Consider the following 24,488-nt stretch of genomic DNA (forward strand, 5'->3'; position numbering starts at 1 on the left):
AGTCCTGGAGCGAGCCGGCCGGACGCAATGGAGTGCTGTTGGAGCTAGAACGTGAACTTGCCCGCAAACTGCATAATACGTGCATCACGGTAGCCTGTAACTTCACCGAAAGTTGTCGAGGAACCGATGCTGGTGGTGACTGCGTTGACGTTTGTGTGGTTGGCGGCATTGAATGCTTCCGCGCGGAACTGGAAGTTCAGGCGTTCGTAGATGCGGAAGTTGCGGAAGACGCCAAGATCAAGGCGGTTGAAGCCGGGCCCGTTGATGGTTCCACGCCTGGCGGTTCCGGGAACGGGGCTGGAAGGGTCGGGTGCAGCGAAGGCACCAGTATAGAACCATAGCTGGTTGTAGCCTTTGTTGTGGATCTTGACTCCGTGCCCGCTGTTCGGGTCGCCGATCTGGTTTGGACGAAGCCCTGCATTGGTATTGCCGAGAAGACTGAGGCCGGCGTTGTCCGTTTCGTAACCCGTGTTGGTTCGTCCGTTGTAAACACTTGGCACATTGCCGGGCAAATTGTAGGACGGTGAGAAGGCGCTGCTTGCCGATGGTGTCAGCGGCAGGCCCGAGTTCACTGCATAGATCGCGGATAGTTCCCAACCGCCCAGAAGGCGCCCCTTCAGCGCTCTTTGATCGCGGAAGAATGGTTCTTCGAATACGCCATCAATGTTGAGGACACTGGTGCGGTCAACGGCTGCACGACCGTAGTCGCCGTTGATGTTGTAGATGTTCTGGATGAAGCCCGAGTAATCCGCCTGCGCATTCGTCAGGTCGCGCGACCATGTGTAATTCGCGTCGATATACGTTTTGCCTGAGAAGCGCTTTGTGATCTTTGCCTGGAGCGAATTGTAGTTCGAGCTGAAGATGGTTCGCAGCGCATCAATCGCGAAGTAGCCAAGGTAGGGCTTTATCTGGTTCAGGACTCGGTCGCAGGTTGAATTCAGAAAAGACTGCTGTCCCGTATCCGGATCGATGCAGGCGCTGCCTGAGTTCTTCGGCTGCACCTTCCCAACCCATGCGCCGGGCGCAGGTTGGTTCATTTCCAACGCGCCAAGGAGGTGGGTGCCGTGATCGCCGAAATAGCCAAGGTCGAACATGAACGTGGGAGTAATCTGCTGCTGCAGGTCGAGCGAGAACTGCTGCACATACGGCGTCTTGTAGTTGGTCGGCACGGCCTGGACTCTGCCCGGACTTGTCGAGAGCGCTGTAAGTGCACCGCCAGCCGGACTATCGAAGGATGTCTGACTCACGGAGTAGGTGGCAACCGCCGGCGGATTATTGAAGACCGTCGTTTCGTAGTAACTGACTTCGGCGTCGTCGAAGGCCCAGCCATAGCCGCCGCGCAATGCAGTTCTTCCATTGCCGAAGACATCGAGGGCAAATCCGAAGCGCGGCGCGTAGTTGGTCTTCTGTGCGGATCCGACCTTGTTTCCGAAGGGAGAAGCCTGATTGTTGTTGTTACCGTTCGGGCCATTGAAGATCATGCCGTTGATGTAGTTGATGCCGGAGTAATCCGCGGATGGGTTCGGCGCCGTAGACTGACCCGCGTTGCTGCCGGTCTGGCTGCAGGTTCCGGTGAAACAGATCAGGCCCGTCGTTGCGATTGTCGGCGCCGCTGAGGCGCTGTACTTCGAAGGATCAAAATTGCTCAGCAGGCCGTGCGCATCCCATGGCTGACCGTAGTAGGCGTAGCGAACGCCGAGATTGAGCGTGAGCCGCGGGGTTGTCCTCCAGTTGTCCTGAAGGAATCCCTCATACAAAGCAGCCTTGACATCGGTAACCGGGTCCTTCGAGAGCTGGCTAAATCCGCCGTTGGCGTTGCCGGTAAGAAGATTGGCGAAAGCCTGTGCCTCTCCCGCGCCCGCATTGCTGTTCACCGGAACATTGCCAAATGCTGAATCGTTGGAGAAAGCGAAGGAGCCCTGCGTGCCGGTCGTGTTGTTCTCGAGTTTCTGGTAGTGGTTGTAGGAAAAACCGGCGATTAGTGTGTGCGTGTGCAGGGTCTTGGTAATGTCTCCAAAGATCTGATGGTTGGTGCCGTGGTCTGTGTAAGCGACGCTGCCGTTCAGGGTGGTCATGCCACTCACCGAGAGCGTTGGAACGAGTCCCACTGTATTCGTGTATGGAAGCTGAGACTGGATGTCAGGCGACTGCGAGGAAGCAAGGAACCCCGACGGAGTGCTGACAATATTGCCGTTTGAGTATGCATAACCGACGTTCATCAACAGGGTTGGACTGAAAACATAGGTTCCATGTGCAAGATGCTGAGTTCCGGGATTGACAACGGTGGTCGTGTTCGCCCCGGCGATGAAGACGGTGGTGAACTGGCCCTGAGGGAGAACCTCAGGAAACGTGTCGTGCATGTAACGGTAAAAGACGCTCGCTTTTTGACCGAACTGTTGATCCATGCGCACCACAGAGTCAAGATTGTTGAAGGTGTCCTTGAAATTCGTAAAGATCGTGTGCGGATCGAAGCCGTGAGCGATGTCGAAGCTTTCGTCCGGAACTGGGACTTTGCTGTACACATCCTTCAGGTACGCCTCGGCAGTCGGAGAGAGGTTGCTCACCTGCGTTCCGGTGGCAGTGCAAGTGTTGACCTGCGTTGTTGGGTCGGTCGTGTAAGCAGTACACACGCTTACTGGGCCTGTGGTCCAGGTACCGTTGATCTTCTCACCCGATTGCGAGAAATCTCCCTGGCGTTCCGAAGCCTGGGGTACGATGGCAGACGCTTGCGACAGTGTCTGGATAATGCGTTGCCACTCTTCCGAGACAAAGAAGAACGTCTTGTCCTTGCCGTGGTAGATCTTTGGAAGATAAACTGGGCCGCCTAACGAGAAACCAAAGTCGTTGTAACGATAGGGTGCGATGTGGGCTCCAAGAAAATCATTCGCGTATCCATTGGCATCGAAATAATCGTTGCGAAGGAACTCGTAGGCGCTGCCGTGGATTGAGTTGCTGCCGGATTTCGTGACCACATCGATTTGTCCCGAGGCATTGCGGCCGAACTGCGCGCTGTATTGGCCGCGCAAAGTCTTGAACTCGGCGATTGCATCCGGGCTCGGGTAGTTATACAGTGTCAAGTTTGCACCGCGATCCAGGTTGTCCGCGCCGTCGATTGTCCAGCCATTGGAGGTCGTGCGGCCGCCGTTGACGGAGAAGGCCACAGTGCTGGAAGACCCACTCAGGCCTGCGGGACCACGGGTGAGATCGTCGGTGCTGCCGCCGAAGGTGACGCCGGGCTGCAGGTTCATGAGGACTTCATAGTTCCGCGTCACCAGCGGCATCTCACTGAGTTGCTCGCTATTGATCAGGCCTTCTGAGGATGCATTCTCCAGATTTACCTGTGCCTCGGCCGCAGTCACTGTCACCGTCTCACTCGTCCCACCGGCTGTCAAAGTCCGATTCACGGTCAATGTATCGTTGGCATGGAGAAGCAATCCCGTGACAGCGTCGGTTTTGAATCCCTGCGCAGCGACTTTCACCGTGTAGGTGCCAAGAGGAAGAGACCCTGCAGTGTAGAAACCCGCGGTGTTGGTGCTCAGGGTACGGATGTCCTCACCGCGGTCCGTATTCGTGATTGTGACTGTGGCCTTTTGAATAACCGCACCACTCGGGTCTGATACCGTTCCACTGATACTGCCGGATACGGCGCTTTGCGCAGCGGCGTTGACTCCGGTAAACGCCATGACCGATGCGGCCAGCAGGACAAAACTTTTCGCAAGTCTCTGGAACATTCTGGTCTCTTGCCTCCTTGGATTCAGTGCTTCTTCGCGCGATTGAAATCGCGACAGCTGCCTCAATGTGACCTTCTCAACCAACGCGCCACAGAATCCGCTCGGAAGAGAAAAGTCATGCCGAGGACTGCCGGACTCCGAGCTGCGTCGAAACTTTGAAAAACAGCAGAAGAAAAACGTTAAGTCGATCCGGAGCAGGCAATGCTCGGGGAGCACTTCCCGCCAGTCGACGAAGTCTACCTATGCGCACCGGTGGAGTGCGCAGATGCGAGATGATGGCAAACAATCGTTCTTGCAGAGATGCTTCAGCGCTACGGCCAAATCAGATCAACCGACAAAAGGAAACTCCGCTTGCAGGAGTGGGGAAACATCCCGGAGTGATCCAGTCATATAGATGACTGGATGACAAAATATCTCGTCCCGCGTGAAATGTCAATGAGAGATTAATGGCCCTCTCGCACACGCCGGACGGGCTGAAAGACCACTACAACAGTTCGCAAGCGCACCGCTAATCCGCTCGCAGCGACTCCACGGATTCACTGCTGCTGTCCGTCTCGATGGAATGTAAGCTGGCTACGTGCCAATGCGATGCATGCCAGCAGGTATGCAATCGGATACACGGACTCACGTGAAAGAGCAGCGACGTGTACCGAACCCCGTTTTCGAGTTTTGCCCGCAAGGCCGTTGGCATCGGATACGATTTTTGTTATCGCGAAGACTGATCGCTCGGCAATTCGGGGAGGAGAAGCATGGGTAGAACGTTGATTGGGTGCATATTCGCGAACTTGGCTTGCATCGCAACCTGTGGTGCGTTCCTATTGTTCTATCCGAAGAACTCGGGATTCACGATAACTACCCCGACGAGCACTCACAATCTTCCGGGAGGTGAGTTTCCGAGCGCTGCTCTGTTGTGCCTGCTTGACCTGGGAATTGGCGTTTATCTCGCTTGGTCCCTGTTGCACATGCGTTGAAGCGCGTTAACCCGCCTCGCCAGTACCCTTCGACTGCGCTGCGGCCTGGGTGCGTGGTCGTCAATCAAGGGCCGAGAAGCGACTGATCTTGTCGAGTTTCCACTGATCCCACAAAGGGTGTCGGAAGTGGTAATCACCACCCTCCATTCTTGATGCCAAAGAACATGAGCGGGTGGTACCATCATGGTCCTTGGAGGAGCAGCTTAGCATTTGAACGCGCATCCGAGGAGTGGAACCAATTGGCGACAATCTGCCCAGCCCCTGCCAATTCAAAAGGGATAGTTCGAACAAAACCGGCTCATGCTGCGTTGGCTGTCTCTTTGTGCCTTTTGGGCGCAATCCTTGTGGCCGGCTGTCACAGCCGGCAGGTGACCGGGACCGGTGATCAGGGCGGGCGTCAGATTGATTTCAATCAGGATGTGCAGCCGATACTGGCCAGCAATTGCTTCAGTTGTCATGGGCCCGATCCCGAGATGCGGAAGGCGGGACTGAGGCTGGACCTGGGCGAATCGGCATTCCAAAAGCGGCCAGGGCATCCGGACGCGATTGTGCCCAACCACCCCGAGAAGAGCGAACTGATCAAGCGCATCGAGTCGAAAGATCCGCACTACCTCATGCCGAAATCGCCCCAGGGCGACGCCAAACCAATGAAGGCCGCGGACATTGCCACGCTCAAAGAGTGGATCAAGGAAGGCGCGGTGTATCGACCGCACTGGGCATTCAGCAAGCCGGTCCGGCCGCAGCTACCCGCGCTTGCACCCGGCGATGGATTGGTGAAAACGCCGATTGATGCGTTCGTCCTGGCGCGCCTGAAAAAGGATGGTTTGCATCCCTCGCCTGAGGCGGACAAGGAGACACTGATCCGGCGCGTGACACTGGACCTGACAGGCCTGTTGCCAACGCCTGCCGAGGTGCGCGCGTTCGTCAACGATCAGTCGCCGCAGGCGTATGAGCATCTAGTCGATCGCTTGCTGGCGAAGCCCGCCTTTGGCGAAGAGCGAGCGCGCTATTGGCTGGACTATGCGCGTTACGCCGATACGTACGGATTGCATTTCGACAACAGTCGTGATATCTGGCCGTTTCGCGACTATCTTATCCGCTCCTTCAACAGCAACAAGCCCTTCGATCAATTTGCCATGGAGCAGATTGCCGGCGACCTGATGCCGGCGAAGAACCTTGATCCGTTGATTGCGAGCGGTTATGTGCGGCTGGGCGTGAGTAGCAACGAAGGTGGCACGATTCCCGAGGAACTGCGCGTGAACATCGCGCGTGAACGCACTGAGGCCTACGGCGCAGCATTCATGGGCCTGACGGTGGGTTGTGCCGTGTGCCACGATCATAAGTACGATCCGACCTCGCAGAAGGATTTCTATTCGCTGAGTGCCTTCTTCAACAATCTTGAAGAGAAGCCCTTCAATGACGACAGGCCGGTGTGGGTCCCGGTTACGCGAATCCCCAAAACGCAGAATGAAAGCGAATACAACCGCGTGTGGGCCGAGAGATCCGATCTTGCCCAGAAACTGCGGTCTCTGCACCTGGAAGAGCGAACACTGATCGAGCGTTGGCTGGCTTCGCGCAAGAGCCTGCCGCAGGGCGTTTCCGCTGAGAAGCTGGTGCTGAGACTGCGCCTGGATGAAGGCGGCGGCGATGTGTTGCACAACAGCGCGCCACATGCGCTGGTCGCCAGCTTTCCGATCGGCAAGTCGAAGCCGCAGTGGGGTGAAACGACCTGGTTGTGGCCTGATTTCCGCATGGAGATCAGTTCTCACATCCTGCTGGGGCAAACGGGCGATTACGAAGCGAACCAGGCATTCTCCTCTGGCGGATGGTTCATGGTGCGTTCCGCGCCCAACTACGGCCTCGACAACGCAACGGGCTCGCTGCTGTCGAAGATGGATGCGAAGCAGCACAACCGGGGATGGGACCTCGTAGCCGAGAAGGGGATCATCAGCGTTGAGCTGGTGAATCAGGGCTCCAAAGATTTGAAGGTCCATACAATCGACAAGATCAAGAAGCCCGAGGCAAAGCCGCTTAAGGAAGTCTTCCAGTTTCCAACCCCGGCCGACCTGTCGAAGAAGGATCTTGGGCCCAACAAGCCCAAGGCAAAGAAGGAACCCGAGAAGAAGGAAGAGAAGCCCAAAGAAAAGAAGACCCCAAAGCCACCGGAAGATACAACGCCGTTTGTGGCTATCAAGGTTTCCACGGAAGAGCCTCTGCCTGTGGATGGCCACTGGCGGCACATCTTCTTCACGTATGACGGATCTGGTAAAGCCTCTGGGGTAACGATCTATGTCAACGGAACCCCGGTAAAAACGAAGACCGTGGTTGATGCTCTCGCAGGGGCGACGATTCGGACACAAGCTCCGATGCAACTCGGTTGGCGTTCTCCGGATGCGAATCCCTTGCGCGAGACGCGTTACCAGGACATTCGCCTTTATGGGCGCGCGCTCGCATCTGACGAAGTGCGGCGCGTTCCCTTCGAGGACTATACGGCCGAGATCACGACCAGGTCTGCCGATAAGTGGAACGCAGACGAGCTGCACGCAGTCAGCAATTTCTACTTCACCAACATTGACCAATCCGCAAAGACGTTTGTCGCGCAGATTGCTCAACTGGATGGCAGACTCGACAAGCTTTCTGAAGGCGGCGACCTGACACTTGTCTCGTGGGAGAAGCCCACGATTGCCTACGCAAACGTGCTGACGCGCGGGGTGTATTCGGCGCGCACCGAACGCGTCGAAGCGAATACGCCGCATTATCTGCCGCCTTTGCCAGCGGGCGAACCGCACAACAGGCTGGCGCTGGCGAAGTGGACGGTGAGTGCTGAGAATCCGCTTACGGCGCGTGTAGCCGTCAACAGGATGTGGAATGAACTCTTCGGTTCGGGGCTTGTGGAGTCAACGGAAGACTTCGGAATCGTCGGGCAGCGACCATCGAATCCGGAACTGCTGGACTGGCTCGCCGTCGAGTTCCGCGAAAGCGGGTGGGACATCAAGCACATGTACAAGCTGATGGTGATGTCCGCTGCTTACCGTCAAAGTGCCAAGGCGACACCTGAACAGCTCGCCAAGGATCCAAAGAATCAGTTGCTGGCGCATGGTCCACGCTTCCGCATGGATGCGGAGATGTTGCGCGATGTCGCGCTGCAATCAGGCGGTCTGCTGGTAAGCAAGATTGGTGGCCCGAGTGTGAAGCCTTATCAACCACCAAACGTATGGGAACAGGTGGGCATCCAGGCTAGCGACACATTGGTATACGAGCAACAGAAGGGCGACGCGCTCTATCGCCGCAGTATGTACACCTACTTGAAACGCATGGCCATGCTGCCGGATATGGACGCCTTTGACGCACCGATGCGTGATGTGGTTTGCACGCGCCGCCAGCGAACGGACACTCCATTACAGGCGCTCGTGACCATGAACGATGTGCAATGGGTTGAGGCGGCACGCGCGTTGGCAGAACGTGTGATCAAAGAAGGAGGAGCCAAGCCCGAGAAGCGCATCCAGCTGATGAGCGAGATTCTGCTTGCGCATGATCCTCCTCCGCGCATGGAAGCGGCACTCGAAGGATCGCTGGCCAAAATGCAGAAACACTATGCAGCGGATCCCAAAGCCGCTCATGCGTTGATCGATGTGGGAGAAAAGAAAAGCGACGCGTCGATCCCCGCGCCGGAACTGGCGGCGTGGACCATGGTCGCGAGCGAAATGTTGAACCTGGACGAGACGGTAACAAAGTAGTGAGGAAGATGGAATGAAACAGCATCCGCTTTGTACGGACACCGAACACGACCATGACGTGATGAATCTCCCCGTCTCCTCGGAATTGAAGCGGGAATGGGCCGCGCTTCAGACCCGCCGGCATTTTCTGGGCCGCACGGGAAAAGTGCTGGGATGGGCCGCGATTGCCAGTCTGTTGGGGAATCGCACTTTGCGCGGAGATTCTAATTCGACGACCAACGGCAAGTCTGGATCCCTGGCGGATTTGAGGCTGCCCCATTTCGCTCCGAAGGCAAAACGGGCCATTTACCTTTTCATGTCGGGCGGCCCGTCGCAGGTCGATCTGTTCGATTACAAGCCGCATCTCACTGAACTCTACGACAAGGACATTCCCGACTCGGTGCGAGGCGCGCAGCAGTTGACGGGGATGACAGCGGGGCAGGCGCGATTCCCTGTTGCGCCATCGCGCTGGGGTTTCAAGCGCTATGGTCAAACCGGCACGTGGGTGAGCGACTTGCTGCCTTATACCGGGCGGATCGTCGATGACTTGTTGGTCATCAAATCGACAAACACCGAGGCCATCAATCACGAGCCAGCGATCATGCTGATGAACACCGGCAACATGAACGCGGGCAAGCCATGCCTTGGATCGTGGCTTTCTTACGGGCTGGGTAGCATGAACGACAATCTTCCTACATTCATGGTGCTGCAGAGTAAATTGAATCCGAAAGAAGATAACCAGCCTGTATCGTCGCGCCTTTGGAGCAGCGGTTTTCTTTCCTCGGAGTACTCGGGTGTCGGACTGCGATCTGCGGGCGATCCGGTTCTTTATCTCTCAGATCCCAGCGGGGTAGACCGCGAGGTGCGCCGCAATATGCTCGACGCGGTAAACGAGATCAATCGCCAAACATATGAAGAGTTGGGCGATCCTGAAACCCACGCTCGCATCGCTCAATACGAAATGGCGTATCGGATGCAGACATCCGTGCCTGAGCTTACCGATCTGAGCAAGGAACCTCAGTCGACTTGGGATCTGTATGGACCGGACGCTAAAGAGCCCGGCACCTTCGCATACAACTGCCTTCTGGCTCGCCGCATGGCCGAACGCGGCGTTCGATTCACGCAGGTGTACAAGCGCGGATGGGACATGCACTCCAACGTAGCGGGCCTCTTGCCGATGACCTGCCAGGAGTCGGACCGCGGATGCTTTGCATTGGTCACCGATCTCAAGCAGCGCGGCATGTTGGATGACACGCTGGTGATCTGGGCTGGCGAATTCGGCCGCACGGTTTATAGCCAGGGCGGCCTATCGAAAGAGAACTATGGCCGGGACCATCATCCGCGGTGTTTCACCACCTGGATGACCGGCGGAGGCGTCCGCACCGGTATCAGTTATGGTGAAACGGATGACTACAGCTACAACGTGGTCAAGGATCCGGTTACGGTGCGTGACTTCAACGCGACAATTCTGCACTGTCTCGGCATCGACCACAACAAGCTGACTTACAACTTCCAGGGCTTGGATCAAAAGCTGACTGGACCGGTACCGGCCAGCGTAGTACAGGGCTTGCTTGCGTGAAGATTGATCCCCGGCTCGCGGCAGTTTCCAACAAGCTTTTGCCAAACAGCAGGACAGCAGGTTTGACGTGGGCGGCGTCGTTGGTATTCAGTGTGGGCCTCGCTTTGCTGCCCTGGCTTATCAAGCTTGATGGCAAGCCGCATGCCGACTGGCAGCAGTTCCTGGGCCGCTTTCATCCTCTTGCGGTGCATCTGCCGATTGGCTTCCTGTTGCTGGTTCCAATTCTTGAGATTGCCGGCGCATTTCGTCCCGCGCTCCGCGAGGCGGCCGGTTTCGTTCTTTCACTTGCGTTCGCCGGCTCCGTCCTCGCGCTGACCCTCGGGATGCTGCTTGCCTACGGCAGCGGCGATACGGGCACCTTGGTCACTCGGCACATGGCGGGCGGCATCGCCGTGACAATCGGGTTGCTCCTGTGCACCTTGGCGCGGCCCTTTTGGTTACAGCGGAGTGTCCCGATTTTCTATCCCGCATTGCTCGTATGCATGATGCCGCTACTGTTATGGACAGCCGACCAGGGTGGCTCAATCACGTATGGCAGTAATTATCTGACCACGTACATGCCGGCCAGTTTCAAGCGCGTGACCATGTTGGGCGCAGCCACTTCGCCCACCTCGTTCTACGCCATGCACATCAATCCGATTTTCGATTCCAACTGCGTCGCCTGCCATGGCGCGGCAAAAACCAGCGGCGGTCTACGTCTCGACTCCTTTGACCTCGTGATGAGAGGCGGCAAGGACGGCCCGGTCATCATTGCCGGTGATCCGGAACGGAGTCAATTGCTACGGCGCGTGACGCTTCCTCCCGATCACAAGCAGTTCATGCCGGCAGAGGGCAAGCCACCTCTCCGTCCAGAAGAAATCACTTGGATCAAGGCGTGGATTCAGCAGGGTGCATCACCGACGGCCGCAACACTGGCTGGAATCTCGACCGGCGACCAACGTCCCGAATTGCCGCTGCAGCCTGTCGGAGACTACGGCTCCTTGATGCCTGAGATCCGACAGATGCAACAGACGCAAGGCGCGAAGCTGATTCAGGTGTCGAGCAAACCCGAGGACGGATTGGTTCTCTTTACGGTTGACGCCGCCGGAAGTTTCGGCGACGCACAGCTGGCGCAATTTCAGAAGTTCGCTCCCTACATTGTCGAGGCGGAACTCGGACGCACGGCGGTTACGAATGCGAGCTTCGATACGTTGAAGCAGTTCTCGCATCTGCGCGCGCTGCATCTTGAAGAGACCCATATTACCGGCGATGGCCTGGCAAAGCTGACATCCCTCTCGCAACTGACCTATCTCAATTTGAGTGGGACGCAGGTAACGAACGAATCCGTGCAGCCATTGAGTTCGATGAAGAACCTGCGTCACTTTTACCTTTACAACACGCCAGCCCAGCCCGCCGCGAATTCGCAACCGGCCCCACCCATTGCGAGGAATAATCCATGAATGAGAAACCGATTTGGCCCGCTGTTACCGAATCCATCGACAGGCGCAGTTTTTGTGCCGTCACTGGAGTTGCTGCGCTGGCCACGCTGGTTCTCCCTAGCGCAACAGCCGCGACAGCCTCGGCCGGTGAGAACCCGACCAGCGGAAAGATCCAGACGGGCAACGGGAAATGGTCCTACGAAGTAGCTTCCGGTTGGGGACACCTGCCTGCGGGCCTCACATACGGAGGTACGCACGGCGCCATCGCCACGGACAACGCCGGCCAGGTGTATGTAAGCACACAAAGCGAAACGGGAATTCTCATCTACTCACCCGAGGGTGTGCTCAAAAATAATATCGCCCCCGAATATCCTGAAGTTCATTCAATCTTTCATGCTCAGGAAGGCGCGGACGAGTACCTCTACACAACCGTGCAAAAAGGAACTCCAAAGGAGAATTGGCTCTTCGTCAAAATGAAAACCGACGGCACGGTGGTGCAGAAGATTACGGCTCCGCCGCAGGCAGGTTTCAAGACGCCCAACGAGTGGCGCCTCACCGCCGCGGTGCCGGGGCCGGATGGCAACATCTTCATCGCCAACGGTTACGGCGACTCACGCATCTTCCGTTTCGACAAGAAAGGTGAGTATCGTGGCGAATGGGGCGGCAAAGGCACAGGGAACGGCCTCTTCGACTGTTGTCACGGCCTCGCCGTTGACACACGGTACGATCAACCGCTTCTTCTAGTGTGTGATCGCGAAAATCGGCGCCTATGCCATTTGGATTTCGACGGGAAGTTCGTGGGAACCGTGACCCAACATCTCCGCCGACCTTGTCAGGTGAGCTTTCACGGAGACTTTGCGGTGGTTTCGGAATTGGAAGGCCGCGTCACGATCCTCGACAAAGACAATGCGCCGGTTGCTTTTCTCGGAGACAACCCACACAAGACTCAATGGGCCAACTATCAGCTCCAACCGAATGAGATTGCACCTGCCTTATTCAGCGCCGCCCATGGATGTCACATCGACCGGGACGCCAACGTATATGTTTCCGACTGGAACCAGATTGGCCGAGTCACCAAACTCATTCGGATCAACGCGTGACACTTGCGCAGCGAGCGGCCGAAGTCTTCAGGGCGTGCATCTTTTCCCTAATTCTTGTATGCCGATCGCCCGCGTCGGAGATGCAACAACAATCGAGCCGCGACAGGAATTGTCTCGATGAAAGCATTGGCAAATGGTGTTTGCATAGCGTTGAGTGCTTCCAGTGTTACTTCACGATCAGCGTGACGGCGCCAGAACTCGTTACTTGATGCGTCGATGGTGAAGGGTTAGTTCCTCCGCTGCTGCCGCCTCCGCCACCACAACCGGCAACAACGGCCGCCACTGTGATCGCCCCAGCGATCGCAATCAACCAGGTTCGTGTGGCCTTCCGCCGCTTCGTCGCGAATGGAATCAGCAGGAAGGGCAACAGGATTAGTGCGGCTGCGGCTCCCGGCAGGGTCTCGGTAAATACGGCGGTGATCACGTACGTTCCCGTCGGAGTAGTCGACGTGGTCGTGATGGTCAGTGAGCCGGTGCTCGCCGAATATCTGCATGAAGCACCGGCAGGCAGGTTGAGACAGTTCACGGAGACATTGGTTGCCGAAGAAGGCAGACTGACTGGATAGCTCGCGGTGCCACCGGCCGAAACGGTGGCCGACGTGGTTGAAAACGACGGAGGCGTCCCCGAACCGCCAGTGTCAATCTCGAATTGCAGAGTGTTCGACGTGCCGCCCCCGGGAGAGGGAGTCTGCACTGTGATCGCCACGATCCCAGCCGTTGAAATGTCGCTGGCCGGAACAGTGGCGGTCAACTGCGTAGAGCTGACGAATTGCGTGGTCAGTGCTGTGTTTCTCCAGTACGCGGACGAGGCGCCCGTGAATCCCGATCCATTGATGGTAAGCGTAAACTGCGCACTGCCCGCGCCGGTATACACAGGCGACAAACTCGTCAACGATGGTGCCGGCGTCGTCTGAAGGTCCACGACGTAAGAAGCGCTTGCCACTGCGCTCTGGTTATAGCCAACAGCGATCGCAATTGCGTTGATTGTTTCAGAAGAGTTCACCGTAATGGGGGTCGCGTAAGCATTGGACGAAATGCTCGGTGTGCTACCGTCCGTCGTGTAATAGATTGTTGCATTCTGAGTTGAATCGGTAAGAGCGACGCTTTGCGAAGCCGTGTACGTGCCTGCGGGAACGCTGAATGCCGGTGTTGCCGCCGCCTGTGCGCTAAGAAACACCTTGCGGATTCGATAAGACGAATCGGCAAAGTAGAGGTTGCCCGCTCCATCAAATACAACTTGGCCTGGGGATAGGATTTGAGCCATCGCCGCAGGTCCTCCATCGCCGTTGTACCCCGGATACCCGATGCCCGCTATTCTTGCGATCACCCCTGTGCTGGAATTGATCTCGCGAATTTCGCCGGGCCAGTTTGAGATGTACAGATTGCCCGCGGAGTCGAGAGCTAACGAGCGGGGATACACCTCGGCGCTGGTTGCCTGTCCGCCATCGCCGGTGTCGCCGGCCAGATCCTCAAAACCGGCGATGGTATTGATTTGTCCGGAAGCTGCCGTCACCTTGCGAACTCTTGCTCCATTCGAGCTCCCAACGTAGATATTGCCAGCCTTGTCGACAGCGAGCGAATCAGGAAGTTGAAGGCCTGCGTTCGTGGCGGGGCCGCCATCCCCGCTGCCTGTTGAGGTACCGCTCCCGGCTACAGTGGTGATGATCCCGGTTGTCGCCGAAACCTCGCGGACTCGATAGTTGTCGGTATCTGCAATGAAGAGATTGCCATTGCCGTCAAAAGCAATGGTCGCAGGCACCTGCAGGATGGCGGAAGTAGCCGGACCACCATCGCCAATGCTTCCGTTGTAAGTGGGGGCCGCTCCGCCTGCGACCGCGGAGATAATGCCGGTTGAGACAGCGATTTCGCGGATCACATTGTTGCTACTGTCCGCGATGTAGAGATTGCCCGTACTATCGAATGCGAGGCCTTTCGGATAGTTCAACATGGCATTGATCGCCGCCCCGCCGTCCCCGGTACGTCCCGCAGTGCCAGTACCGGCGTAGATGGAAGCCGTTCCCGTCGTCGCCGAAATTTTCCAGATCACATTGTTCGGAGAGTCGGATACATATAGGTTGCCTGCCTTGTCCATTGCTACGCCATTCGGTCCGGCGAAGGTCGCGCTCAGCGCCGGTCCTCCCGCGCCCGAAAAGCCCGAGTTGCCCGTGCCGGCAACCGTCGTAATCAAAGGAGAAAATGCGCTGACGTTGTATGTGGCTGACGCTGGAGCGCTGGTCAGAAAACCGGGAGCACTCGCAATAGCTTTGAGCGTCACCATTCCCGTGACACTGGTGGGCAGGCTGTAACCCGCAGAACCGCCCGTCGCTGGCGTAGTTCCGTCCACCGTGAAGTAGATAGAAGATCCGGGCGTCGTGTCCGAGATCGTGATGCTTTGCGGATTGGAATAATTTCCCGCCGCTACGTTGAAGGTAGGTGTAGCCGCCTGCGTACTTGGAGGTGCAGCGGCAGGCACAACCTCGCGAATTCGATTGAACTCGTCAGCGATGAGAAGATCTCCAACACTATCAACTGCAATCCCGAACGGATTACAAAGAGAAGAGCCGGTAGCAACACCCCCGTCACCGCCAATCGTGCCGCAGAGTACCCCGTTTCCGGCAACTGTCGAAATAATCCCTCCGATCGCGGTAACCTCGCGAACCACACTGTTGAAGTGATCGGAGATAAACAGGTTCCCAGATTTGTCCAGAGCAACCGCTATTGGATCATTGAGGTTCGCACTGATCGCCAGCCCTCCATCGCCTGAGTAGCCGCCGGCTGGATACCCGTACTGAGACGAAGGAATAGTACCGGCGACTGTACTGATGATGCTCGCGGGAACAATCACGCCATTTGTGGCAGTGATCTTACGAATCAGTTGGTTCCCGGAGTCGGCGATGTACAAACTACCGCTGGCATCGAAGGCCAATCCGCAAACCGAGCGAAATTGGGCGCTGCTGGCCGCACCGCCATCGCCCGAGAAGCCATATATTCCTGTTCCCGCAATGGTTGTAATGATCCCCGTGCCGTAATTCACTTCCCGGATCGTACCTAAGGAATTCTCCGCGATGTACAGATTGTGCGAGGCATCAAACGCCAATCCGCCGACGAAATAGAGATCTGCGGCGGTTGCCGGTCCTCCATCCCCCACCGTTGTCGCAGCGGGGCTCCCCGCGTAGGTTGAGATGGTTCCGGAACTCAGGTTCACTTCGCGAACCGTCGCGTTGCCGTTGTCAGCGATGAACAGGTTTCCATTGTCTAGCGCCAGGCTCATGGGATAGCCGAGTTCAGCCATCGTGGCCGGTCCTTCATCCCCGCTGTACCCGTTGTATCCGTTTCCGGCAACAACCGAAATGATTCCTGTTCCCGCCGCAACCTTGCGGACCATGTGGTTGGACTCGTCACTGAAATAAAGATTGCCCGCTGAATCCTTCACGACTCCGTACGGATAATCCGTCTGCGCCAGGGTCGCTGGACCGCCATCGCCCGTATACCCATACATTCCGCTTCCAGCCACGGTATAGATCAACGGCACTGAAGAGGATCCGATAAAGTACTGCGCTGAAACAGGCAGGCTGTATGCGTGTGCGTACGAAACTGCACGAGCCACCAGCGTCTCCGATGCAGACACCGTAATTGGCCCGCTGTATAGATTCGAACTTGTCGTAGGATATGCGCCGTTGGTGGTGTAATAAATCTTCGCCGACGTATCCGAATCGGAGATAGTCACGGTCTGCGGACCAGCATAGTATCCGGTCGCGGGCGAGATCGTGGGAGTCGCTGTTGCCGGTAGTACCAACGTGTAAGTTACTAACACGTAGTTGCTCTGTTGGTATCCAGTCTCCGATGCGTAGGCTTGGATGGTCTCAGTTCCGCCCTGCGTCAGCGGAATCGGACCTGAATATGGAACGAAGCCGTTCGTATTGACTATCCCATAGGCCAAGTAATAGATGGTAGCCCCGGGAACCGATTCAGTGAGGGTGATTGTCTGCACAGAAGAGTACGTACCTGCAGCGGGCGAAATCACCAGTGGCGCGAGCCCGGCAGTTAGTGCGGCGGCGCTCGAAACACTGGCGCCGTAGTTACTGTCACCCGGATAACTTGCTTCGACGTTATGCGTCCCAGAACCTACCGGCGCAATTCCGTTTACCGTCGCGCTCACTGTCTCAGTTGGTTCCGTCATCAGGATCGATATGGTGTTGACATTCTTTGTCAACATCGCCAGATCGGGGACGCCGTCGCCATTGAAATCGGCCGCGACGATGGCAAATGGACCAAGCCAAATCTGGCTTACGTTAGGCGTCGATACCGTCTCTGTATATGTACCGTCTCCTGCGCCAAGGAAGAGGTCGACCTGGTCGTTGTAATTATCTATTCCTGCGAGATCCACCTTGCCGTCGTGGTTGAAATCCCCCGCTACAAGACTCATGCCTGCGCCGGTGACTGGGCTGCCGGATGCCTGGTTGAATGTTCCGTCGCCGTTGCCGAGATAAATCTCCACGGCTCCAGTAAAACCAAAAGCCAGATCCAGCTTGCCGTCTCCGTTGAAATCCCCCACAACAATGGAACCTGCAAAGGTGTCGATCGGCAGTTGCGATAGTGTCGCACTAAACGTTCCATCGCCCTTGCCGAGAAGAACCGTTGCGCCGCCGGGACTGAAGTAGTTGGTCGCAACCAAATCCGGAATGCCGTCGCCGTTGAAATCTCCGGTTGCAACCTGGCCGAAGCCATGGTTTGGATCAAAGGTCGTTCCCGCTTTGAATGTTCCGTCGCCGTTGCCAAAAAGAATGTTGACTCCGCCGACGTTTGCATAATCGCCCACGAGAGCCAGGTCTATCTTGCCATCCCCATTGAAATCGCCGGCAACCATCGCCCCCGGAATCACATCGCCTCCCGCCTGATTAAGGTTAGGGACCGTACTCACTTGCGAAGCGCTGAATGTTCCGTCTCCGTTGCCCAGGTAAGTCGTAACATTGTCGGAGTCGTAGCCAAATGAGGGGCTCAGCACGGCAAGATCCATCTTGCCGTCCCCATTGAAGTCACCGCCGATCATCACCGTGTACGCGACCAGGTTGCTTGTTGTCACCTGGATCGTTGGTCCTGCGCTGAACGTTCCGTCGCCCTTGCCGAAGAAGAGCGCGATGGTGCCTGTCTCGCCGGATGTGTTTCCGGTCGAGAGGATGGCCACGTCCGGGATGCCGTCCCCATTGAAATCTCCTGACACTTCAGCGATTGGGTTGCTTCCCGCGGCTGCCGTCTGCGATATGAGCCATCCTGTGCCTGCGGTACCTGAACTCAATGGGGCTGTTGCAAGTACGGTGTTCGAAAAGCTGGTGTCAAGAAACGAAACGCTTCCAGTGGGCGTGGCACTTCCGCCAAAACCTTCTACCGTCGCAGTCAGCGAGTAATCTCCGGGAACACCGGTGGCTGTAATGGACGTCATATCTGTATACACAGGCGCCTTCGCTGGACCGACCGATAGGCTCGCCACGTTGGATGAACTGCTTGTGCCCAAGCCGTTCTCCACAAACATAGCCTTGTAACTGTGCTGTCCCGATCCTGGAACAAACTTGTACGCGGCAGTCCCATTGCTTTTCAGTTGCGCCGTTCCCAGCAGATGAATATCCGTGCAGTGGCTCGCCGATGCGTCGCAGAAGTTCACCTGGCCTGCGGTTACTGGACTCGCCCCAGCTGTAACAGTCGCAGTAAGCGTAACCACAGTACCGGGAGTCACGGACGAGACCGTCGTCCCGGCGGAGGTAAGCGTCAGCGCCGTGATCGTGGCTGAAGGCGCTCCCCATAACGCGATGGTTCCAGAGATGCTGGGGTTGTAGTTCGAGTCTCCAGCGTAACTGGCGTCTGCAAGATGTGTACCTGCAAGGGCGATAAACACTGTCGCCGAAGCAGTTGCCGTCTCCGTGGGCCGGGTTAGCGAATCGATTACCGTCCGGGAATTTCCATCCTCGGTCAGCACGTCGGGCCAGCCATCCCCATTGAAGTCCGCAACCACGAGATTGCCGCTGAAATCGTAGGCGTACGTGATAGTCGCGGGCGCCTGGACAAACGTCCCGTCACCTTTTCCAAAAAGTATTCCGGCCGAGGCGGTACCGGGGATGGCGTACACAATATCCGGAATTCCATCCTGATTAAAATCCGCGATCGCGGAAGGGCCAATTTGCAGGTTCACTTTCGGGCTTGAGGGTGCCTGGGTGAAGGTGCCGTCGCCATTGCCAAGAAAGACTGTGAGGTAGGAAGCAGGCGCGGACGGAAAGACCAGGTCGGGAATGCCGTCGTTGTTTAGATCCGCCACGGATGCGATTGCCTCGCCTGCCTGTCCTGGGCCCGCAACGACAGTGAAGGTCCCGTCGCCTTTACCCAGTAGGATGGTGATCCCGCTCCCTCCATTGCCACTCAGTACCAGATCAGGTTTGCCGTCTCCATTTATGTCAGCTGGGACTATCGAAGTGGCGGTCGAGCCCACCGAAGGTGGGGATGGCGCCTGGGTAAATGTCCCGTCCCCGTTGCCGAGAAAGACCGCCATTTCCCCTTTGCCTGAGGAATCCGTCTGGCTGACGACCAGGTCAGCGTTCCCGTCCCCATTGATGTCCGCCGTTGTGATCCCACTGGGACTCATGCCAACTGCCGGGCTGGAACCTGCAACGGTAAACGTGCCGTCGCCATTGCCCAGGAAAATCGTTATGGTGTTACTCGGACCGTAGTAGGTCCCATTGATGGCGGCAACGTCGGGGATGCCATCATTGTTGAAATCGCCCACAACGAAAGAGCCTGTTTGGCTGTAGGGGCCAAACGGAGAACCCACAACCGTAAAGGTACCGTCCCCCTTGCCGAGCAGTACGTCGTAGGTCCCGAAGTAGTCCTCAACAAAAAGATCCGGAATGCCATCTCCGTTCAGATCCGCCACGGCATAGGAGACGCCGGCAACGCTTTGGGCGCTGGTGTTCACGTTTGTCCACGCCACGCCGCGCGTCCCAGCGCCGAGCGTTCCCGTGCCAAGGACTGCGTTTCCGTGGTTCGTATCCAGAAACGAGACCAACCCCGTAGGCGGCACGGTATTCCCGGTTTCCGTTACTGTGGCTGAGAGCGCATACGCACCCCAACTCCCTGTCTCATTAATCGAAGTTGCGCTCGAGAGCTGGGGAATCGTTCCGGTTACCGCGAGCGCAGATGCACTGGAAGTACTTCCGGCATACAAACTCGTCCCCGGAAAAACCGCCTTGTAGCTGTGGCTTCCGATCCCTGGACGAAGCTTGAGCGTTGCGGTTCCCGCGCTCGTGATTTGCGCTGTGCCCAATACATGAATGTCCGTGCAGTACTTTGCCAATGCATCGCAGAACGTTACCTGTGCCGCCCTGATTGTTCCGGATGCAGGAGTGACCTTAGCTGTCAGCGTGATAATCGTGCCGGATGGAACCGTCGTCACCGGTCCGGAACTAGACGAAACGGCCAAAGTAGTAGTCGTGAGCACCTTGCTTTGCGCGGGCGCAGCAAGACTGGCAGTCAGAAACAAGGCGACTGCAAGACTTATTAAACGACTGTGCTGGAAGGTATTGGATGAGAACCAGGACCTGACGCGCAAACTCGCCGCGTAAGCGGACGAAGAGTAACCCATGATCGCTCCCCTGACAATCGCACAGCCGCGTTCGCCTGGAATGCAGCGAAAAATCGTGATGTGGAATTATGGCGAAAGTTTAACACCATTCCGCTCACAGACCCTGTGTCTCGAGGCACACACTTTCAAGGGATTGACTTCATCGAAACGAATCGAACCTGGAGTCGAAACGAGCCATGATTGCAGAGCTGGTTAACCGCATCCCAGCCCGTCATAAGAAGAAAAATGTTGGGGGTCAGATCGCCCCGCCCGTGCTGGCTTTGTGCCGATTTCTTCGGTTTATAGGCCCATAGCTCTCTGTAACCTGACGACCGACTCCTCTATGACATGGAAGAGTCATCGGTTCGATCCCGATCAGGTCCACCCGATCCTGCCAAAATTTGGACGCGGCAAAATGTACTGATATCCGACGCCTGAGTCGTTGTCTGCGCAATTCTTCCGATTTTGCCATCGATCTCCAACGCTATGCGACCGGCGGCACTGCGCGCAGGACCCGGCTAAATCGATTCGGCAGCCCTTGGGGTGTGCGACTAACATGGTGTCGAGCCAAAACCTGCCAGTCCAGCGGCCTCAAAGCAATTGCATGGACCGACCCAGGAAAACAGCCAACTGGGCCTGCCGAATCAGAGAGCCAAATCCTCTGTTTTCGCGCAGAAGCGGTTTGCCTTGGCGCGTTCATTTGACGGGACGACTCACGGAGAATAGATGACAACATCAAGAAGAGATTTCCTGAAAACAACGGCGATTGCGAGTGCGACCATCGCCGTGGATGGATTATCAGCTTTTGGCGAACCGGGAGAAACGATAGATGCGGGAACATCCCCTTTGCCGGCGCCTTCCGAGGCAACTCTGAAACTAACGGAATTCACGCGCGGCGTCGGCGTTTATCCCGGAGAGCCCACGGCACACTTCGGCCCCACCCTCATACCCGACACAACTACTTACCGCAATCTTGCTCTGCTGCGTCCCGCCTATCACTCCAGCAGTTACGACTACAACCTTACGGCCCAGCTTGTAACTGACGGCATCAAGGCCAGCAATCTGCCCCAATGGATCGTCGTCTCCGACGGGCTGCAAGGCCCCGTCTCCAAGGAGAATCGCGAAGTCATCGTCGACCATGCACCGATGAACACCATGGAACTCCGCGGATCTCCTGCCCAGGTCGATATCGAACTCGCCGGCGGAGATGCCGCACCGGAGATCGACCGCATCCAGCTCTATGTCGTCTCGCCATTCCAGGCGTCGCCCGCTTCTCTCACCTTCACCGTATCGGTCTCTCAAGATGGTCGCTCCTGGGAAGTCGCAGGCACCACTTCATCACCCAAAGCGGCCTCAACCGCCGGTTATCCGCCAGGGTTTGCTTCTCCCAACCACTTCTTCACGCCCTCCATTCCTCTCAGGACAGTCAGCCGCAGCCGCTTCTATCGAATCGAATGTGCGATGGGCAACGGCAAAAACGCCTCGTCGGCATTTGAAACGACATGGAAGCTCGGCCAGGTGGCCTTCTTCAAAGGCGACCAGCGTGTTGAGGTTGGCGGTCCATATAGCTTCACGAGCGCGTGGATGAGCGCAGGTTCAGGCATGGAATGGGTCTATGTCGACCTCGGCTCGCATTGCACATTCGACCACGTCGAACTGACCTGGATCGCCCGCGCCGCCGAAGGCTCCGTGCAGGTTTCCAACGATGCAGAAACATGGCGCGATCTGGCATCCCTCTCCGGCAGGACGGGCGCGATCGATGTCTTGAAGCTGCCGCAACCGGCTACGGGCCGATACGTTCGTGTATTGATGACACGACCAGCAACGCCATACGGCTACATTCTCAGTGAACTCGAGGTCTTCGGCCGCGGCGGATTTGCGGCCAAACCGAAGCCGATGCCCTCAGTGGATGCGAAGCGCAGGCAGCTTCTCGCTGGCGGTTCGTGGCGCATTCAACGGGCAAACTTCGTAAAGGATGCAGGAGAAGCGCTTTCCAAACCTGGTTTTCACGATGCGGACTGGCTGGTCGCAACGGTGCCCGGAACTGTGTTGACGTCTTACGCAAATGTCGGCGCAATCCCCGACCCGAATTTCGGCCAGAATCAGCTCTATATCTCGGACTCCTTCTTCTATTCCGACTTCTGGTATCGCATGGAGTTCAAGGCTCCGGCGAAAACTCCCGAGCAATTCGCGTGGCTCAACTTCGACGGCATTAACTGGAAAGCCGAAGTCTATCTGAACGGCGAGAAGCTGGGCCGCATTGAAGGCGGCTTCATGCGCGGTCAGTTCGATGTGTCGGAGAAGATTCTGCCTGGCCGTACCAACTCGCTCGCCGTTCGCATTGAAAAAAACGCGACACCCGGCAGCTGCAAGCAAAAAACCTACGAGATCTGCGCCAAAAACGGCGGTGGCCTCGGATCTGACAATCCCACCTATCACGCCACCATTGGATGGGACTGGATCCCGACTATGCGCGGGCGCGACATTGGCATCTGGGGCGATGTCTCTCTTTCGGTGACCGAAGCAGTCACAATCGAAAACTCATTCGTTTCCAGCAAGCTTCCGCTTCCCGATACATCGTCCGCAGACCTCACGGTACAAGCTGACCTCATCAATCACCAGGACCATCCATTCGACGGCACACTGCAATTCCAGTTGGGCGACATCAAGATTGAGCAGCGCGTACAACTCGCCGCCAGCGAGCGAAAGACCGTCACTTTGGATCCGGCGACGAATCCCGCGCTCCACCTGAAAGACCCCAAGCTCTGGTGGCCCGCCGGCTACGGCGATCCGCACCTCTACGACGCGGAGATCTCCATCGAGGCCGGCGGAAAGCTGATCGACAAGGATACATTCAAGGCTGGCATTCGCTATATGACCTACAGCGAAGACGGTGGGGCCTTGCGCATCTGGATCAACGGCCGCCGCTTTATTGCGCGTGGCGGAAACTGGGGATTCGGCGAATCGATGCTTCGCTATCGTGCGCGCGAGTACGATGCCGCTGTCCGCTACCACCGCGAAATGAACTTCACCATGATCCGCAACTGGGTCGGCCAGATCGGCGACGAAGCATTCTACGAAGCCTGCGATCGTCACGGAATCGTCGTGTGGCAGGACTTCTGGCTCGCCAATCCATGGGATGGTCCCGAACCGGACAACAACGAATTGTTCCTCGCGAACGTGAAGGACGTCGTCCTGCGCATCCGCAACCATGCATCTGTGGGCCTTTATTGCGGCCGCAACGAGGGCTTCCCTCCTCCGCCGCTCGAACAGGGAATTCGCAAGATACTAGGCGACCTGCATCCTGGGCTGCACTACATTCCAAGTTCAGCCGACGAGGTAGTCAGCGGTCATGGACCGTACTGGGCAAATCCGGCCGCCTTCTACTTCAATGTCGCCGACAAACAACTGCACAGCGAAATCGGCGCGCCGAATATCCCATCCCTCGACAGCGTGCGCATGATGATGCCCGAGAAAGCGCTCTGGCCGCAGGCACTCGATTGGGGTCTGCACGACTTCTGTCTTCAGGGCGCAATGGGCGGCGCGGGATTTCGCACCCTCGTTGAAAACAGCTACGGCGGCGCAACGAATGCCGAGGAGTGGATCCGTCTCGCTCAGTTCATCAACTACGACACCTACCGCGCCATGTTTGAAGCGCAGAGCCGTTACCGCATGGGCGTTCTGCTGTGGATGAGCCACTCCTGCTGGCCATCCTTCGTGTGGCAAACCTACGATTACTTTTTCGAGCCGACTGCCGCCTACTACGGATGCAAGAAAGGCTCTGAGCCGTTGCACATCCAGTGGAACTGCGCCGCGGAAACCATCGAAGTGGTGAACTACAGCGCCGGCAAAGTCACGGGCCTCACTGCCACTGTTGAAATCCTCAATATGGATGGAAAGCAAATAGACCTGAAGACCGTCCCTCTGGACAGCGCGGAGGACTCGACAACAAACTGCATCGACATGAAATATCCTGCCGGGCTGTCTCCGGTTCACTTCCTCCGCCTGTCCCTCAAGCGGGGGACCGAAACGCTCTCAACCAACTTCTACATGCGCGGATTGCAGCAAAACGACTTTCGCGCCATCCGCCAATTACCGGCGCCCAAGTTGGCCGCCACAACCAGTGTGCACCAGAAGGGAGATCGCTGGGAGTTGTCGACCAACGTCCACAACACTGGACCGTCGCCCGCATTGATGGTGCGCGTGAAAGCCGTACGGCAAAAGACAGGCGATCGCATTCTGCCGGCAATCTACTCCGATAACTACATCGCTCTGATGCCCGGCGAATCCCGCACCATTGTCACCGAAGTCAATGAAGTCGACACGCGTGGAGAAAAACCCACTATCGTGCTGGCCTAGGGTCCCGC

The 24,488-nt window shown here is 57.1% G+C and carries 8 protein-coding genes; 5 read left to right on the forward strand and 3 right to left on the reverse strand.

The window, feature by feature from the left end:
• Positions 1–44: 44 nt before the first annotated feature.
• Complete coding sequence (locus tag VK574_RS11045) at positions 45–3,731, reverse strand: TonB-dependent receptor (RefSeq protein ID WP_472799907.1); 3,687 nt, start codon at positions 3,729–3,731, stop codon at positions 45–47.
• Positions 3,732–4,971: 1,240 nt separating this feature from the next.
• The gene (locus tag VK574_RS11050; protein WP_472799908.1) at positions 4,972–5,160 is read right to left on the reverse strand and encodes a hypothetical protein; all 189 of its coding nucleotides are present in this window, start codon (positions 5,158–5,160) and stop codon (positions 4,972–4,974) included.
• 15 nt (positions 5,161–5,175) lie between these two features.
• On the opposite strand from VK574_RS11050, the gene VK574_RS11055 reads away from it, so the two are divergent.
• The 4 genes from VK574_RS11055 to VK574_RS11070 are packed head-to-tail and all read left to right on the forward strand — an operon-like array spanning position 5,176 to position 12,515.
• Positions 5,176–8,439: a DUF1553 domain-containing protein gene (locus tag VK574_RS11055; RefSeq protein WP_472799909.1), complete on the forward strand. Its 3,264-nt coding sequence runs from the start codon at positions 5,176–5,178 to the stop codon at positions 8,437–8,439.
• Positions 8,440–8,452: 13 nt separating this feature from the next.
• Complete coding sequence (locus VK574_RS11060) at positions 8,453–9,997, forward strand: DUF1501 domain-containing protein (protein ID WP_472799910.1); 1,545 nt, start codon at positions 8,453–8,455, stop codon at positions 9,995–9,997.
• Positions 9,994–11,436, forward strand: coding sequence for a c-type cytochrome domain-containing protein (locus tag VK574_RS11065; protein ID WP_472799911.1), 1,443 nt, complete (start codon positions 9,994–9,996; stop codon positions 11,434–11,436). Before VK574_RS11060 ends, VK574_RS11065 begins: the two co-directional genes overlap by 4 nt.
• Positions 11,433–12,515 (forward strand): NHL repeat-containing protein, encoded by a 1,083-nt coding sequence (locus tag VK574_RS11070; protein ID WP_472799912.1) that lies wholly within the window; start codon positions 11,433–11,435, stop codon positions 12,513–12,515. The genes VK574_RS11065 and VK574_RS11070 overlap by 4 nt, the downstream gene beginning before the upstream one ends.
• A gap of 166 nt (positions 12,516–12,681) precedes the next feature.
• Here the strand turns inward: VK574_RS11070 and VK574_RS11075 are convergent, their stop codons facing one another.
• Positions 12,682–20,040 carry an FG-GAP-like repeat-containing protein gene (locus tag VK574_RS11075; RefSeq protein ID WP_472799913.1) on the reverse strand — a complete coding sequence of 2,453 codons (7,359 nt, stop codon included), beginning with the start codon at positions 20,038–20,040 and terminating at the stop codon, positions 12,682–12,684.
• Positions 20,041–20,847: 807 nt separating this feature from the next.
• Here VK574_RS11075 and VK574_RS11080 point away from each other — a divergent pair.
• A complete protein-coding gene (locus VK574_RS11080; protein ID WP_472799914.1) occupies positions 20,848–24,480 on the forward strand; it encodes a glycosyl hydrolase 2 galactose-binding domain-containing protein in 3,633 nt (1,210 codons plus the stop codon).
• Positions 24,481–24,488 lie beyond the last annotated feature (8 nt).

This window comes from Occallatibacter sp., from assembly GCF_035317045.1.
Taxonomy (GTDB): Bacteria; Acidobacteriota; Terriglobia; order Terriglobales; family Acidobacteriaceae; genus Telmatobacter.